Source organism: Arthrobacter sp. R-11 (assembly GCF_049913155.1).
Lineage (GTDB): Bacteria > Actinomycetota > Actinomycetes > Actinomycetales > Micrococcaceae > Arthrobacter.
The window spans coordinates 2,570,991-2,586,437 of sequence record NZ_CP183979.1 but is presented as its reverse complement, the minus strand read 5'-3'; the positions used below and the strand labels follow the sequence as shown (position 1 = coordinate 2,586,437).

At 66.2% G+C, this 15,447-nt stretch carries 15 protein-coding genes and 3 tRNA genes; 12 read left to right on the top strand and 6 right to left on the bottom strand.

All coding sequences use genetic code 11. The features are described 5' to 3' along the window. Nucleotides 1-21: 21 nt before the first annotated feature. The 5 genes from ACN9M4_RS11700 (at nt 22) to ettA (ending at nt 3,481) form a co-directional block, all read left to right on the top strand. Entirely contained in the window at nt 22-144 is a 123-nt protein-coding gene (locus ACN9M4_RS11700; protein ID WP_426298046.1) for a hypothetical protein, read from the top strand. 103 nt (nt 145-247) lie between these two features. Then, nucleotides 248-320: transfer RNA gene (locus ACN9M4_RS11695), tRNA-Arg, on the top strand. A 234-nt stretch (nt 321-554) separates the two neighbouring features. Beyond that, nucleotides 555-1,133, top strand: coding sequence for a single-stranded DNA-binding protein (locus ACN9M4_RS11690; RefSeq protein WP_426298044.1), 579 nt, complete (start codon nt 555-557; stop codon nt 1,131-1,133). Nucleotides 1,134-1,479: 346 nt separating this feature from the next. Then, nucleotides 1,480-1,740: a DUF6993 domain-containing protein gene (locus tag ACN9M4_RS11685; protein ID WP_426298042.1), complete on the top strand. Its 261-nt coding sequence runs from the start codon at nt 1,480-1,482 to the stop codon at nt 1,738-1,740. 58 nt (nt 1,741-1,798) lie between these two features. After that, nucleotides 1,799-3,481, top strand: a complete 1,683-nt coding sequence (gene ettA / locus ACN9M4_RS11680) for an energy-dependent translational throttle protein EttA (protein ID WP_426298040.1) — start codon at nt 1,799-1,801, stop codon at nt 3,479-3,481. Nucleotides 3,482-3,545: 64 nt separating this feature from the next. On the opposite strand, the gene ACN9M4_RS11675 is transcribed toward ettA, so the two are convergent. Beyond that, nucleotides 3,546-4,454, bottom strand: coding sequence for an acyl-CoA thioesterase (locus ACN9M4_RS11675; RefSeq protein WP_426298038.1), 909 nt, complete (start codon nt 4,452-4,454; stop codon nt 3,546-3,548). Between the two features lie 310 nt (nt 4,455-4,764). Between ACN9M4_RS11675 and ACN9M4_RS11670 the strand changes: the two genes are divergently transcribed. Further along, complete coding sequence (locus ACN9M4_RS11670; protein WP_426298036.1) at nt 4,765-5,448, top strand: hypothetical protein; 684 nt, start codon at nt 4,765-4,767, stop codon at nt 5,446-5,448. Nucleotides 5,449-5,470: 22 nt separating this feature from the next. On the opposite strand, the gene ACN9M4_RS11665 is transcribed toward ACN9M4_RS11670, so the two are convergent. Further along, nucleotides 5,471-5,971 (bottom strand): globin, encoded by a 501-nt coding sequence (locus ACN9M4_RS11665; RefSeq protein ID WP_426298035.1) that lies wholly within the window; start codon nt 5,969-5,971, stop codon nt 5,471-5,473. Further along, nucleotides 5,964-6,632 (bottom strand): mechanosensitive ion channel family protein, encoded by a 669-nt coding sequence (locus ACN9M4_RS11660; protein WP_426298034.1) that lies wholly within the window; start codon nt 6,630-6,632, stop codon nt 5,964-5,966. The genes ACN9M4_RS11665 and ACN9M4_RS11660 overlap by 8 nt, the downstream gene beginning before the upstream one ends. A gap of 104 nt (nt 6,633-6,736) precedes the next feature. Here ACN9M4_RS11660 and ACN9M4_RS11655 point away from each other — a divergent pair, with 104 nt between their 5' ends. Next, a complete protein-coding gene (locus ACN9M4_RS11655) occupies nt 6,737-7,726 on the top strand; it encodes an epimerase (RefSeq protein ID WP_426298033.1) in 990 nt (329 codons plus the stop codon). On the opposite strand, the gene ACN9M4_RS11650 is transcribed toward ACN9M4_RS11655, so the two are convergent. Together ACN9M4_RS11650 and pepN are read right to left on the bottom strand one after the other, a co-directional pair. Continuing rightward, entirely contained in the window at nt 7,707-8,183 is a 477-nt protein-coding gene (locus ACN9M4_RS11650; protein WP_426298032.1) for an OsmC family protein, read from the bottom strand. The two genes, ACN9M4_RS11655 and ACN9M4_RS11650, sit on opposite strands and share 20 nt — an antisense overlap. A 76-nt stretch (nt 8,184-8,259) precedes the next feature. Continuing rightward, on the bottom strand, nt 8,260-10,821 hold the full coding sequence (gene pepN / locus ACN9M4_RS11645) for an aminopeptidase N (protein ID WP_426298030.1): 2,562 nt from the start codon (nt 10,819-10,821) through the stop codon (nt 8,260-8,262). Nucleotides 10,822-10,959: 138 nt separating this feature from the next. Between pepN and ACN9M4_RS11640 the strand changes: the two genes are divergently transcribed. The 3 genes from ACN9M4_RS11640 (at nt 10,960) to ACN9M4_RS11630 (ending at nt 13,426) form a co-directional block, all read left to right on the top strand. Continuing rightward, nucleotides 10,960-11,943: a hypothetical protein gene (locus ACN9M4_RS11640; protein WP_426298028.1), complete on the top strand. Its 984-nt coding sequence runs from the start codon at nt 10,960-10,962 to the stop codon at nt 11,941-11,943. Between the two features lie 155 nt (nt 11,944-12,098). Beyond that, on the top strand, nt 12,099-12,539 hold the full coding sequence (locus ACN9M4_RS11635; RefSeq protein WP_426298026.1) for a ribose-5-phosphate isomerase: 441 nt from the start codon (nt 12,099-12,101) through the stop codon (nt 12,537-12,539). After that, nucleotides 12,539-13,426 carry an Fpg/Nei family DNA glycosylase gene (locus tag ACN9M4_RS11630; RefSeq protein WP_426298024.1) on the top strand — a complete coding sequence of 296 codons (888 nt, stop codon included), beginning with the start codon at nt 12,539-12,541 and terminating at the stop codon, nt 13,424-13,426. The genes ACN9M4_RS11635 and ACN9M4_RS11630 overlap by 1 nt, the downstream gene beginning before the upstream one ends. Nucleotides 13,427-13,712: 286 nt before the next feature. Here ACN9M4_RS11630 and ACN9M4_RS11625 read toward each other — a convergent pair. After that, nucleotides 13,713-13,786, bottom strand: a tRNA-Gly gene (locus ACN9M4_RS11625). 135 nt (nt 13,787-13,921) lie between these two features. Here ACN9M4_RS11625 and ACN9M4_RS11620 point away from each other — a divergent pair. After that, nucleotides 13,922-13,996 (top strand) — tRNA-Pro (locus ACN9M4_RS11620). 69 nt (nt 13,997-14,065) lie between these two features. Continuing rightward, the gene (tig, locus tag ACN9M4_RS11615) at nt 14,066-15,445 is read left to right on the top strand and encodes a trigger factor (RefSeq protein WP_426298022.1); all 1,380 of its coding nucleotides are present in this window, start codon (nt 14,066-14,068) and stop codon (nt 15,443-15,445) included. The last annotated feature ends 2 nt before the right edge of the window (nt 15,446-15,447 follow it).

Below are 15,447 nucleotides of genomic sequence, written 5' to 3'. Positions count from 1 at the left end.
ATGCTCCGATCAATGCTGAGAGTGACCCCTCCGGGATTCGAGGAAGGCAGCACCATCCCGCGAGGAGCCACCGACGGCCGGCCCGGGGTTCTTCCGAGCCCGAAGACGCCGCTGGAAACCGGCGAACCGCAGGCCTATCCCTAGTAGTGCCGCGTCCTCGCCACCGCACTCCGCCACCGCGGGTAACCGGAACCGTTGCGCAGGGTAAACTCGTGATGTCGCCGCCGGGAAGGACCGGCAGGCGCCCGCCCCGGTAGCTCAGAGGATAGAGCAGGAGCCTTCTAATCTCTTGGTCGGGGGTTCGATTCCCTCCCGGGGCGCTTACGTGATGCGGGATCACATCCCTGACACCCCCGGTCTGCGGACCGGGGGTGTTTTTTTGTTGGCCGTTGGCCGTCGCCCGGGTCCAGGCCGGGTCCAAGCCGCCTACTGCCCCTCCACAGCCTCAATTTCACTGAAGTATCCACATACGCGCAGCGGGGCCTGCCCGCGGCGATGCGCCGGCGTGATGCTGGGAGGGCCGGACAGGCAAGCCAACCACGTTAGGACGCATCATGAACGACATCATCACTGTCCGCGGCTTCGTTGCCTCGGAGGTCAAAAGTTCCACCACGCCGGGCGGCATTGCCACCGCCTCCTTCAGGATCGGGTCCACCGAGCGTCGCTTTGACCGCACCAACAACGTTTGGATCGACGGAAACACCAACTGGTTCACCGTTCAGAGCTTCAGGCATCTGGCGGGGCATGTCGGCTGCAGCATCAAGAAGGGCCAGCGTGTCATCGTCCTTGGCAAACTCAGGCTCCGCCAATGGGAGCGCGACGGCCGCATCTACCATGTCGCAGAAATCGACGCCGAGTCCGTGGGCCATGACCTCATGTGGGGTTCGGCGAACTTCACCCGGATGGCAAGCAACTCCGCCCAACAGGCGCCGGCGCAAGCCGGTCCGGGCCAAGCGGCCGATGCGCCGTGGCCCGAAGGCAGCGGAGACAACGAGGCCCCTCTTCCGGAGGACGATGAGGAAGGCGACGGAGGCGACCCCGGTTCCAGCCTGGAGATCCCGGTGGGGGATGACGACGGCGACACCGCCCTCGTGGACACCGCGACCGGGGAACTCCTGGACGCCTCCGCGTGAGCCGGCACCAGGACGCCTTCACCCGTCCGCCCTCCCGGCGCCCTGGCTGCAGGGGATCCGGGAGGCGGCCGGATTCGCGTGGCAGAATGACCCGGTGAAGCACAGCGGTAGGCACTCAAAGGCCATCGCACGGCGATGCAGTTCAGGGACCCTGGCACCTGAAAATGCGTTGTTCCGCGGGATGTTGCTTTCCGGAGCCTTCATATTTGCGATTTCAGCCTGCTCAGCGCCTGCACCGGGCCTAGGCGCCGGCACCTACGGCACTCCGAGGAACAGAACCCCGGGGAACGCGGCCCCGGCTGCGGAATCCGCGGTGGCGCCCGGGACGGCCCGCCTGGCGCGGATCATGGAAACCACCCTGAAGGCTGCCGGCACCAAGCCTGGGCAGGAAGCATTGCGGTCCCGGCTGGTCGCTCCGGGCATCGCTTCCGACGCCGTGGAGGTGTCCGTGAGCAAGACTCCCACGGGCCTGGACGTGGACGCGGTCGAGGCCGCAGTCAGCTCCGGCGTCGAATGCGTCATCGGCGAAGTCCGGGACGGCCGCATCGTGGTGACCGTGCAGCCTTTGCTGACCGACGGCAAATGCTTTGTGGGCGACGCCCGCTAGGCCCGCTGCGCCTGATCCGAATGTGAGATCTGCCTTGCCACCCATTAGATTTAACGGCATGGCGGAATTCATTTACACGATGACCAAGGCCCGAAAGGCCGTTGGTGACAAACTTATCCTGGACGATGTCAGCATGTCGTTCTTCCCCGGTGCGAAGATCGGCGTCGTTGGCCCCAACGGCGCCGGTAAGTCCACGATCCTGAAGATCATGGCGGGGCTCGACACCCCGTCCAATGGCGAGGCCCGACTCAGCCCCGGCTACTCCGTGGGCATCCTCCTGCAGGAGCCGCCCCTGAACGAGGAAAAGACAGTCCTGGGCAACGTCCAGGAAGGCGTCGGCGAGATCTACGGCAAGATCCAGCGCTTCAACGAAATCTCCGAAGAGATGGCCAACCCCGATGCGGACTACGACACCCTGCTCGACGAGATGGGCAAGCTCCAGGAGGCCATTGACGCCGCCGACGCGTGGGACATCGACTCCCAGCTGGAGCAGGCCATGGACGCCCTGCGCTGCCCCCCGGGCGACGCCGACGTCACGGTGCTTTCCGGCGGTGAGCGCCGCCGTGTGGCCCTCTGCAAGCTCCTGCTGCAGAAACCGGACCTGCTGCTGCTCGACGAACCGACCAACCACCTCGACGCTGAAAGCGTGCTCTGGCTCGAACAGCACCTCTCCAGCTACCCGGGCGCCGTTCTCGCCATCACCCACGACCGGTACTTCCTAGACCATGTCGCGGAATGGATCTGTGAAGTGGACCGCGGCCGGCTGTACCCGTACGAAGGCAACTACTCCACCTATCTGGAGAAGAAGCGCGCCCGCCTGGAAATCCAGGGCAAGAAGGACGCCAAGCAGGCCAAGCGCCTGAGCGAGGAACTCGAGTGGGTCCGCTCCAACGCAAAGGGCCGCCAGACCAAGTCCAAGGCGCGTCTGGCACGCTACGAAGAAATGGCAGCCGAAGCCGAGCGCACACGCAAGCTCGACTTCGAAGAGATCCAGATCCCGCCGGGACCGCGCCTCGGTAGCCTGGTCATCGAAGCCACCGACCTCAAGAAGGGCTTCGACGACCGTGTCCTGATCGAGGACCTGTCCTTCTCCCTGCCCCGCAACGGCATCGTCGGCGTCATCGGCCCCAACGGCGTGGGCAAGTCCACACTCTTCAAGACCATCGTCGGCATCGAACCGCTGGACGGTGGCGACCTCAAGATCGGCGAATCCGTCAAGATCTCCTACGTGGACCAGTCCCGTGGTGGCATCGACCCGAACAAGACCCTGTGGGAGGTCGTGTCCGACGGCCTGGACCACATCCAGGTCGGCCAGGTGGAAATGCCCTCACGTGCCTACGTTTCGGCTTTCGGCTTCAAGGGCCCGGACCAGCAGAAGAAGGCCGGCGTGCTCTCCGGTGGTGAGCGCAACCGACTTAACCTCGCGCTGACCCTCAAGCAGGGCGGCAACCTGCTGCTCCTCGACGAACCCACCAACGACCTCGACGTCGAAACCCTGAGCAGCCTGGAAAACGCGCTGCTCGACTTCCCGGGCTGCGCCGTCGTGGTCTCCCACGACCGTTGGTTCCTGGACCGTGTGGCGACCCATATCCTCGCCTACGAAGGTGACGACGAGAACCCCTCGAAGTGGTACTGGTTCGAAGGCAACTTCGAATCCTACGAGGAGAACAAGGTCGAGCGGCTCGGACCGGACGCCGCCAAGCCGCACCGGGTCACGCACCGCAAGCTGACCCGCGACTAACAGCACTGAACAAACGGAAGGCCGGCCCCGCACGGGGCCGGCCTTCCGTTTGTTCGTCCTGTGCCTACTCCGGGAGCCGGAGCATGCCCTCCTGCGCCACCGTGGCGACGTGGGTGCCGTCGCGGCTGAAGATCTTCCCGGTGGACAGGCCGCGCGCGCCCTGTGCGCTGGGGGATTCCTGGATGTAGAGCAGCCATTCATCCACACGGGCTGGCCGATGCCACCACATCGCGTGGTCCAGGCTCGCCACACTCATTCCGGGAGTCATCCAACTCAGTCCACTGCGGCGCAGGATGGGTTCCAGGATCGTGTAGTCGCTGGCGTAGGCGAGGGCTGCCCGGTGGAAGTCGGGGTCGTGTGGCATCGGGCCCAAAGTCTTCATCCAGACGGCGTTCCTGGCCACGTGCTCCTTGGGAGCCTCCACGTACAGGGCGGAGTCGACGTGCCGCACGTCGAAGGGGCGTTCGAAGGACATGTGGCGGGCCAGCGGATGGTCGTACTTCCGGAGCAGGTCCGCGGTGCTCGGCAGGCTCTCCGGGTCCGGGATGCCTTCGGGCATGGCGGACTGGTGTTCAACGCCGTCGGCTTCCGTCTGGAAGGACGCGATCATGGACAGGATCGGCTGCCCGTTCTGGTAGGCGTGCACGCGGCGCGCGGAGAAGGAGCGGCCGTCCCGCAGGCGCTGCACGCCGAAGGTGATCGGCTGGTTGGCGTCGCCAGGGCGCAGGAAGTATCCGTGCATCGAGTGGACCACGCGGTCGTCGTCCACGGTCCGCATCCCGGCGATGAGGGACTGTGCCAGAACCTGCCCGCCGAACACCCGGTGCCGGGGCTGCTTCTGCGAGGGACCGAGGAAAATGTCCTCGTCGGTCCTGGCGCCGTCGAAATCGGCCAGCGAAAGCAGCTCGATGAGGGTGGCGGTGGGATCCTCGGGGACGGCTTGGTCTACCAGGCCGGTGTGCGCGTCAGTCATGGTTCGACTCTAGTCCCCGCCGGCTCCCGAATCCCGCTCCGCGAAATCCGGGTTCCTCGCCGACGTGGGCCCACCCGCCGGCTCCCGAATCCCGCTCCGCGAAATCCGGGTTCCTCGCCGACGTGGGCCCACCCGCCGGCTCCCGAATCCCGCTCCGCGAAATCCGGGTTCCTCGCCGACGTGGGCCCACCCGCCGGCTCCCGAATCCCGCTCCGCGAAATCCGGGTCCCTCGCCGACGTGGGCCCACACCTGGGCACCTCAAACGCCGGGCATGCCGGTAGAGCGGGTAGAGCCGGTAGAGTCGATGCTGTGGCTGATGTCTTGACCCGTTCCCTCCGCTTCGCCGATCCCCGGGATCTGGCGGATCTGCGCACCTATGTCACGCGTGCCAAGAGCATCGAAGATGGCGCGGTCCGCCTCCAGGCTGCGGGCACTGTCCTCGCGGCCTACGTGTGCGTCCTTCGCCCGCGGACCCTCGGCGACGCGACCCCCACCATCCTCGGCCTGCGCACCAGCGCCCTCGCCGAAGAAGCGGAAGCGGACGTGACTGTCACCCTCGCCTCCGTACTCGACCGGCTGGCCCGTTCTGGTGCGGACGACGTCGAGCTGCCGCTGCCGCCGTCGACCGTTTCGGAGTCCTGGGCCGGAATCGGGGCGCCGCGGGGCGGCTGGGAACCGCTGGGAGAAGTGCCCGACGCCGAACTGAAGTCCGTTGCCGAGGCAGGCATTGCGGAGGTGGCCGGGGTTGTCCCCGAGCAGGCAGGCGCGCACATGGTGGCCGCCGCCCGTGCGTCCGTGTGGGGCCGGGAGATGCCCGGACGCCAAGGTGTACCCGCCGGCGCGGCCTTCGGGGCCTTCGCCCTCGGCTTCCTCGGAGGCGGCGTACACCGGCTGTTCCGCAACGGGCGCTGGTACCGGCTCAGCGGAAGCCGCGGCCACATCTTGGTCCGTGCCGGCGCGGGCCTCGGACTGAACGTCGGCCCCGCCCGGTAGATCCGCTAGGCCAGGCTTAGCCTTAGGGCTGTGCGGGGGAGGGGCTGTTCACCATGGTCAGCGCGGCCCGCTCCATGTAGTCCCACAACGTTCCCTCATACAAGGCTGGAAGCTGGAGGGCATCCACGGCCGCCCGCATGTGGAACAGCCAACGGTCCTTCGCCTCCGGCGTCACCCGGAACGGCATGTGCCGCATCCGCAGGCGCGGGTGACCGCGTTCCTGGCTGTACGTCGTCGGACCGCCCCAGTACTGTTCCAGGAACATCAGGAAACGGCGCTTCGCCGGGCCGAGGTCTTCCTCCGGATACATCGGACGCAAGAGCGGATCTCCGGCTACGCCGTCGTAGAAGACATCGATCAGTTTCACGAAGGTCTCGTGCCCGCCCACGGCGTCATAGAAGCTGTCCGTGTAGGCAGGCTGGCTGAAGGGGTCGTTGCGCATCAGCTGCGGCCGTTCGCCGGCCGGAGGCGCTGCGTTGACCTGGGTGCTGGGGGACTGCTGCCCGTTTGCCGTGTCACTCACTGGACCTCTCCTCCGCGGAAACGCCGCTGCCGTTGTCTTTGTCTTTGTCTTTGTCTTCAACCGGGACGTAATCGCCCTGGGACCGGTTGCCCACACGCAGGATTTCGCCGTTGCGCAGGTACCAGATGGCGCCGTCTTCAGCGCGGAGCCGGGTGATCCTCAGCCCCACGGATTCAACCGTACCAACCACTTCGGCGGTGACGATCACGTCACCGATCCCGTACTGGTCTTCGATGGTGATGAAGATTCCTGCAAGGAAGTCGCGGATGAGCTGCTGTGCGCCGAAACCGATTACTACGCCGAGGATACCCACGCTGGTCAGCAGCGGAGCGATGTCCACATTGAGGAACTTGAGCACGTAAATGATCACGATCCCCGCGACCACCACGCTCAACAGGCTTGTCAGCAGCGAACCAATGGTGTGTGCCCGTTGCGAGCGCCGCTCATGGTCCAGGGCGCGGAAGGCGGGCTGGACCCATTTGAAGGGGGCGTTCCTGAAGAAGCTGCTGCCTTTGGCGACCCGCCTGGTGATGCGCAGGATGATGAAGCGCAGCACGATCCAGATGACCACGCCGACTCCAAGAGTCACGAGTATGGCCACTAGGTCGATCTTCGCGGCTTCTTCTGCTGCATCCTGGATCGTGGGCGTGCTGGCGTTCATTGGCAGGGCTGCTCCTCAAAAGATCTGATGGGTACACCCGGAAGCTGTTCGCCGGGCGCTGAACACTCTGTCCGTCATCAACCCTATCGCCGTAGCGTGGCGGCATGCGCATCCTTATCCTTGGCGGCACAGCGTTCCTATCGGCCGAGATTGCCCGTCAGGCCGTTGACGCCGGACACGACGTCACGTGCCTGGCACGCGGCACTGCCGCGGAACCGCCGCCGGGCGTCAACTGGGTCCGTGCGGACCGAGCCGCCGGGGCTGGCGCCTATGCCGGGCTCGACGGCGGGTGGGACGCCGTCGTCGACGTCTCCCGTGATCCCGCGCACGCCCGCGCGGCGCTTGAGGCGCTGTCCGCAGGGAGCGGGCACTGGACCTTCGTGTCCAGTTGCTCTGCGTACGAGCGCCACGACCAGCCGGGCGCAGACGAGGCAGCGGCGCTGCTTCCTCCGCTGCCACGGGGCACGGAAGCTGGTCCGGAAAACTACGGGGAGTCGAAGTCAGCCATCGAAGCATCCACCGTGGAAGCGGCAGGGGTGAAGGCGCACATCGTACGGGCCGGACTGATCGGCGGACCGGGGGACAGCAGCGACCGCTATGGCTACTGGCCGGCCCGTCTTGCATCGGGCGGTGATGCGGTCCTCGTTCCGGACATTTTCGGGGAACCCGTCCAGGCCATCGACGTCCGCGACCTCGCCGCCTGGATCCTGTCGGCAGCCGAACGCGGCCTGGCCGGCACGTTCAACGCCGTCGGCGAGGTGACGAGCTTCGGAGACTACATCGAGGCGTGCCGGGAACTGGCGGGCACGTCCCCGAAGACCTTTGCGGTCGAACCCGGCTGGCTGGAAGCGCAGGGAGTGCAACCGTGGTCGGGAGAGGACACGCTGCCGCTGTGGCTGCCACCGGGGCACGAGGGCTTCATGGCGCGGTCGAACGCCGCCGCTCTGGCACAGGGCCTGCGTCTGCGGCCCTGGCGGGAAACTCTGCGCGACACCTTGGCGGACGAGCGTGCCAGGGGCCTGCAGCGGCCACGGAAAGCCGGGCTGCGGAGCGAGCGGGAGAAGGAACTCCTGGCTAGCCTTCCGCCTGCGTGACCGGCTCGTGGTGCACGGGGAAGTTCACGCTCCGTGCGATGAAGCAGAGCTGGTTCGCCTTATGGTGGAGTTCGGCCATCAGGGGCAGGTGGTCCTGGTTGGCCACCGTCACCTGCGGCTTGAGCGTGACACTTTCGAATTGGCCGCTGCCGTCCCGGTTGCTCCGCATCAGTCCTTCGGCGTTGTCGACGTAGCGGGTCACCACCACACCATTCATGACGGCCACGTGCAGGAAGGACAGCATGTGGCACTGCGAAAGCGCCGCGAGCAGCAACTGTTCCGGATTGTATCGGGCGGGGTCGCCGCGGAAGGTGGGATCCGAGGAACCCTTGAGCACGGGGAGCCCCGGGATTTCGACGTCGTGGTCGCGCGAGTAGGCCCGGTAGCCTGACGTGCCTTCGCCGAGGTTTCCGGTCCAGCGGACGGTGAGGGCGTAGCGGTGTTCATCCAGGCTCATGCGCACAGTCTAAACGGCCGCGCCTCCTGTCCGGCCGGATAGGCCGGACAGGAGGCGCGAGGAAATCCGCCAGGCTCTAGACGTCGGCCGCGCGTGCACGCAGGGCGCGGGCAACGCCGTCGCGGTTCTCCAGCATCATGCGGCGCAGTGCCGCGCTTTCGTCCGGCAGGGAGGCGAGGAACGCATCGGTCCGGTCCACGGTGTCCTGTGTGGTCAACTGCGCCGGGTACAGTCCCACGATGATCTGCTGGGCCAGGGCGTGCGTGCGCTTGGCAAAGATCTCCGGGACAGCTTCGAAATACTTCTCAGCGAACGGTTCCAGCAGGCCGGTGTCCAGCACCCGCGTGAAGCCGGCGACGGCGGATCCCTGCAGGGCGTTGGACAGTTCGCCCGTGACCACGATCTTCTCCCAGGCCGCGGCTTTTGCCTCGGGCGTCGGCAATGCGGCGGCCGCCAGGGCTGCCGCGTTCTGGCCGTTGGAGGTGTGGTCGCGCTCGAGTTCGGTATCGATGCGTGCCTGGTCCGCGCGGCCGCCGGCCACCAGGGAGGTGAGCAATTCCCAGCGCAGGTCCTGGTCCACGGTGAGGCCCCTCAGGGAGCGGGTGCCGTCCAGCAAGGCCTGGATTGTGTCCAATTGGCTTCCACCGCGGGCCAATAGCGCGAAGGATTTCACGAACTGCAACTGGGCATCGGACCCGGCTGCCACCGTGGACGCCAGTTCCCAGAGCCTGTCCGCGGCGGCTTCGGTGGTGGCGTCCTTGTGTTCGGCAGCCACGTAAAAGTTCAGGGTGGTGGCGAGCTGTCGCAGCTGCACCTGGATCACCGAGGAGTCCGATTCGGATGCGATGTTGGCCAGGATCAGCTCCACGTAGCCGCGGGCCGGTGTTTCGCCGTCACGTGCGGCATCCCAGGCCGAGTCCCACACCAGGGTCCGCGGCAGGCTGGACGCGAAATCCTTCAGGTGCGCCTTTGCACTGGCAAGCGACACCGGGTCGAGGCGGACCTTGGCGTAGGCAAGATCGTCGTCGTTGAGCAGGATCAGCGCGGGCCGCTTCTTCCCGAGCAGGGCCGGGACCTCCGTGGCGGGGCCGTCGACGTCGAGCTCTTCACGGTGCACCCGCTCGAGCTTGCCGGCGTCGGAAAGGTCGTAGAAACCGACGGCGAGGCGGTGCGGCCGCAGCACAGGCTGCTCGGCGATGGCGGTCTGGCGGATGGCGAACGCGGTGATGACCCCGTCGTCGTCCACGTCAATCTCGGGGGAGAGGGTGTTGACGCCTGCCGTTTCGAGCCAGAGCTTGCCCCACTGGTCCAGTTCCCGGCCGCTGGCGGCCTCGAGTTCCACCATGAGGTCGGACAGTTCGGTGTTCTTCCAGGCGTGCTTCCTGAAGTATTCGCGGACGCCTGCCATGAACTGCTCCGGACCTACCCAGGCCACCAGCTGGCGGAGCACCGAGGCCCCCTTGGCGTAGGTGATGCCGTCGAAGTTGACCTCCACGTCCTGCAGGTCGTTGATCTCGGCGAAGATCGGGTGCGTGGTGGGCAGCTGGTCCTGCCGGTACGCCCAGGACTTCTCCACCGAAGCGAAGGTGGTCCAGGCATGGTCGAAGGCGGTGTTCTCGACGGCAGCCAGGTGGGACATGTACTCGGCGAAGGATTCGTTGAGCCAAAGGTCGTTCCACCAGCGCATTGTCACGAGGTCGCCGAACCACATGTGTGCCAGCTCGTGCAGGACCGTAATGGCGCGGCGCTCCACCTGCGCTTCGGCCACCTTTCCGCGGAAGACGTAGCCCTCCAGGATGGTGACGGCGCCGGCGTTCTCCATGGCGCCGGCGTTGAATTCCGGAACGAACAGTTGGTCGTACTTTTCGAACGGGTAGGGGAAGCCGAACTGGGCCTCGAAGAACTCAAAGCCCTGGCGGGTGAGTTCGAAGATGTTCTCAGCATCGAGGTACTGCATGAGGGACTTGCGGGCAAACACGCCGAGCGGGACAACCCTGCCATCGGCGCTGGTGACCTCACTGCGCACGGACTGGTACGGGCCGGCGATCAGCGCCGTGACATAGGACGACAGCCGCGCAGTGGCCGCGAACGTCCAGACCGAGCGGGCCTCGCCGTTTTCCCCGGGCGTCGTTTCCGTGGGTCCCGGCGTGGGGGAGTTGGAGATGACGTCCCAGTGCGAAGGTGCCGTGACGGTGAAGCTGAAGGTGGCTTTGAGGTCCGGCTGTTCGAAGACGGCGAACATCCGGCGGGAATCCGGGACTTCGAACTGCGTGTAGAGATACACCTCGCCGTCCACCGGATCCACGAAGCGGTGCAGGCCCTCGCCGGTGTTCATGTAGGGGGCATCCGCCACCACCGTGAGTTCATTCTCCGCGGCGAGGTCCGGCAGCTGGATGCGCACGCCGTCGGACACATCGGCCGGATCCAGTTCCTTGCCGTTCAGGGTGACGCTGTGCACTTTGTCCGTGATGGCGTCGATGAAAGTGGACGATCCGGCTGCGGCAGTGAACTTCACGGTGGTCGTCGATCCGAAGACCGTGCCGCCCCTCGTCAGGTCGAGGGCGACGTCATAGGACTCGACGGCGAGCAGTTCCGCGCGTTCCGCGGCTTCGGCGCGGGTGAGGTTCAGGCCTGGCAAAGGGTGCCTCCAAGAAGTGGTGTGCAGATAAGCCGGACGGGCTCACCCGGCGCCGGCGCTGTGAAGTCATTCTTTCAGTTCCTCCCCGCTTGGCAAGGCACAACACAAAGTGTCGCCGCCCGGGAGTAGCGTTAAGCCATGGGCAAGCTGCGCGATTCTCTCGATTTCCGGGCACTGCGCTTTGCAGTGGCGTTCCCTCTCCTCCTCGCGGCAGCTTTTGTGGCCTGCGCCTTCATGCTCCGTCCGGAGCTTCCGGACCCCCTTGCTGTTACTTGGAACTCCGACGGCGGCAGCAGCTTTGCGCCATTCGCTGCCTACGTGGCGGGCGGGGCTTCCCTGATGGTCCTGGCCGGTTGGCTGGTGTTCGTCCAGGCCGTGCCTATTTCCCGGCCCGCCATCATGCGGCGGCTCATGATGGGTCTCGGCCTGATGGTGAGCCTGTTCGTCACCGCTGTGCTCGCGGCCGGGCTCGTGGGCCAGGCCGGCTTGGCAGATGCCCGGGCCTCCCATGTCGATGCCACGGTGCTGGCGCTGGGCGCGGGCGCGGCACTGTCGCTGGGCGTCGTAATGGTATTCGCCTTCAAGCCCGACCCGCGGTGGACGCCGGAGGACGATGCTGCCCTCGAAGCCGAACGCATCCTCAAGGAAGATCCCGGGCTGGCCGACGATTCCTTGAAACTCTGGGTCCATGCGCGCAGCTCGGTATTCGTCATGATCTGCGTGGCCGCGGTGTTTCCGGCGATGCTGATTTCCGTCGCTGTCCCCTGGCTAGGGGCCTTGCTGTTCGGGGCCGCCATCCTCGGGGCCTGCTTCCTCTTCGTCCGTGTCAAGGCCGATCGCGGCGGTCTGGAAGTGTTCCTTGCCGGGGTACTCCGGGTGTTGAAGGTGCCGGCGGTGGACATTGCCGCCGCCACACCTGCGGAAGTCAAGGCGGCAGACTTCGGCGGCTGGGGCCTGCGGCACCACGGCGGTGCCACGGCGATGCTCGTCAGCAGCGGGCCCGCCGTCGTCGTGCGGCAACTCAACGGAAGGCGCGTGGCCCTGAGCGCCGGCAGCCTGGCGAGTGCGGACCGGCTTGCCGGGCTGCTGAACAGGGTGGCTGACCGGGCGCACGGGCAATGAGCACCGCGACTCAAAGCGCATCGGTGGCAGGTCCCTAGTACCCTAGTACCGCATCCCCTCACCGCCGCGGCCCGGCCCATGCCGTCCCGCGCCCCAGATCGAACGGACTTCCAGTGACCATACCCCGCGTCCACATTGCAACGGATCATGCCGGCATGGAGCTCAGCGCCCACCTTGTCCGCCACCTCACGGCCAAGGGCTACGAGGTTGTTGACCACGGTCCCAAGGTGTACGACGCCCTGGATGACTACCCCTCCTTCTGCATCAACGCCGCCCTCGCCGTCGTGGCCGACCAGAAAGCGGGCGTGCACGCCCTCGGCATCGTCCTGGGCGGTTCCGGCAACGGCGAGCAGATCGCCGCGAACAAGGTCAAGGGCGTGCGCGCGGCCCTGGCATGGAACGAATCCACCGCCAAGCTGGCCCGCGAACACAACGATGCCAACGTCATTGCCGTCGGCGGCCGCCAGCACAGCGTGGAGGAAGCCACCAAGTTGATCGAGTTCTTCCTCGAAGAGCCGTTCAGCAACGACGAACGGCACGTGCGCCGCATCGGCAAGATCGCCACGTACGAAACCAGCGGCGAAATCGTCGAATAGTGCCTGAGGGGCATTCCGTCCACCGGCTGGCGCGCCAGTTCCAGGACGTCTTCGGCGGCAGCGTCCTGCGGGTCTCCAGCCCGCAGGGCCGTTTTGCCGCGGGTGCGGCGCTGCTTGATGGCCAGCGCATGCTTGGGGCCACCGCGCACGGGAAGCAGCTCTTCCTGCGTTTCGCGAACGGGCTGTACCTGCATGTCCACCTTGGCCTCTACGGCGCCTGGGACTTCGGCGGCGACGAAACCTTCCGCGGCGCTTCCAGCATCGGCGCGCCGCGCAGGATCGGCGAACGCGAGTCCCGAGCAGAGGACGACGCCGCAACGTATGCAGGCCCGCCCGAGCCAGTGGGCGCGGTGCGGGTGCGCCTCGTTTCCGGGCACGGCTGGGCGGACCTGCGGGGCGCCAGCACCTGCGCGGCCATCACCGGGGAGGAAGCCCGCGCCGCACGTGCGAAGCTGGGCCCGGACCCGCTGCACCAGGCCCCGGGGGACCGGGCGGAATTCGTTGCCCGGCTGCTGCGCCGCAAGACCGCCGTCGGGCTGTTGCTCATGGACCAGTCCGTGCTGGCGGGCGTCGGCAACATCTACCGGGCCGAGGTCCTGTTCCGGCAGGGCATCGATCCGTGGACCCCCGGGAACGCGCTCAGCGCGGAGTCGGCAGGTCTCCTGTGGGACGACACAGTCGCCGCGATGTCCGACGGCGTCCGGGACGGGCGGATCATCACCACGCCCGCCGCGCTGTGGAGCGGGGGAGCTGCAGGACCGCTCGACGGCGAAGCCCACTATGTCTACCAGCGCGCCGGGCAGGACTGCCGGCGTTGCGGCACCCCGGTTGCGCTGACCGAGATCGGCGCGCGCAAGCTCTATTGGTGCCCCGGCTGCCAGAACTAGCTTCTTCGCAAAAACTCCGGCTCAGCAGTCAGTCGACGAAGCGCGGGCGCAAGCCGAGGAGCAGCCGGTCCGGGAAACACGCCAGGCATGGTCCGGCTACTTCAACAGGCGCACCTTCTCTTGTCCTCATGCCGTAACAGGGGTTCCTCCTCGCGGCCATGGCACTGATGCTTTGTCATCTCCGGGCTGATCGTGCCCTGATCCGCGCAGGGGCGCGGCACCGTGGGGCGCGAACCGACGTCGAAGACAAGAAGGGCCCCTCGCTGAGGGGCCCTTCTTGTGGATATGGAGGGGACGACGGGAATCGAACCCGCGTAATCAGTTTGGAAGACTGAGGCTCTACCATTGAGCTACGTCCCCGGAGTAGTGCAGGATTGATACATCCGTGCAATTCCCGGCGGCTGTTCAAGCCGGATATAACTAAACCCAATTCAGGTGCCAAGTGTCAAATGTGCAAACTGGCGATCCTTGGCCGTAGACTGTCCTGTGCACTCACGGGGTGTAGCTCAGCTTGGCTAGAGCGCCTGCTTTGGGAGCAGGAAGTCGCAGGTTCAAATCCTGTCACCCCGACTCTGTGAGCCTGTTCCGATCCGGGAACGCGGCAGAAACCCATCCCACAAAACCAGGAGTACTTAGACTGTGAAGAGCGCTGTCGAGAACCTCACCGCAACGCGGGTCAAGCTCAATGTTGAGGTTCCCTTTGAAGAACTGAAGCCGAGCATCGATGCCGCTTACAAGACCGTTGCTTCGCAGATCCAGGTTCCCGGATTCCGCAAGGGCAAGGTTCCGTCCAAGCTCATCGACCAGCGCGTCGGCCGCGGCTACGTCCTGGAAACCGCCATCAACGATGGCCTCAACGGCTGGTACCAGGCTGCCGTGCAGGAAACCGGCGTCCGCCCGCTGAGCCGTCCCGAGGTCGAGATCACCGAGGTTCCGGACCCCTCTTCCACCGACGGCGAACTGAAGTTCCAGGTCGAGGTTGACGTCCGCCCCGAGGTTGAGCTCCCGGACTACGCCGGCATCAAGGTCGAGGTTGCCGCTGCTGAGTCTTCCGACGCCGACGTCGACAAGGCCCTCGACGAACTCCGCGGCCGCTTCGGCACGCTGAAGTCCGTTGACCGCCCGGCCAAGAACGACGACTTCCTGACCATCGACATCACTGCCCTCATCGACGGCGCCGAGGTCGACTCCGCTTCCGGCCTTTCCTACCAGGTCGGCGCGGGCACCATGCTCGAAGGCCTGGACGAGGCTGTTGCCGGGCTGTCCACCGAGGAAGAGGCGATCTTCGACACCACGCTGGTCGGCGGCGAGCACGCCGGCGAGGCAGCCCAGGTGAAGGTCGTCGTCAAGGCCGTCAAGGAGCGCGAGCTGCCGGAAGCCAACGATGACTTCGCTCAGCTGGCTTCCGAGTTCGACACCCTCGCCGAACTGCGCGAAGACCTCGCCAAGCAGGCCGCCGAGTCCAAGGTTGTCGGCCAGGGCGTCGAAGCCCGCGACAAGGTCCTGGACAAGCTCGTTGAGCTGATCGAGGTTCCCGTTCCGGACTCCGTCATCGAAGAGCAGCTCGAGCAGCACTTCAGCCCGGAGAACTCCCACGGTGAAGGCGAGCACGACACCGAGGAGCACCGCGAAGAGGTCAAGGCCAACACCGCCCGCGCCTTCCAGAACGAAATCATCCTCGACGCCATCGCCGACAAGGAAGAGGTCGGTGTCAGCCAGAGCGAGCTGATTGACTACATCGTCAGCACCGCCAGCCAGTACGGCATGGACCCGAACCAGTTCGCCCAGATCATTGACCAGAGCGGCCAGGTTCCGATGATGGTTTCCGAGGTGCGCCGCCGCAAGGCACTGGCCGTCGTCCTGGGCCAGGCTGAGGTTGTCGACTCCGAAGGCAACAAGGTCGACCTGAGCGACTTCGTCCGCCCCGCGGGTGAAGTTGCCGAGGCTCCCGCGGCCGAAGAGGCCGAGGAAGCCGCAGCGACCGTCCCCAGCGACGATCCTGCAGCAGTGAAGTTCTAATC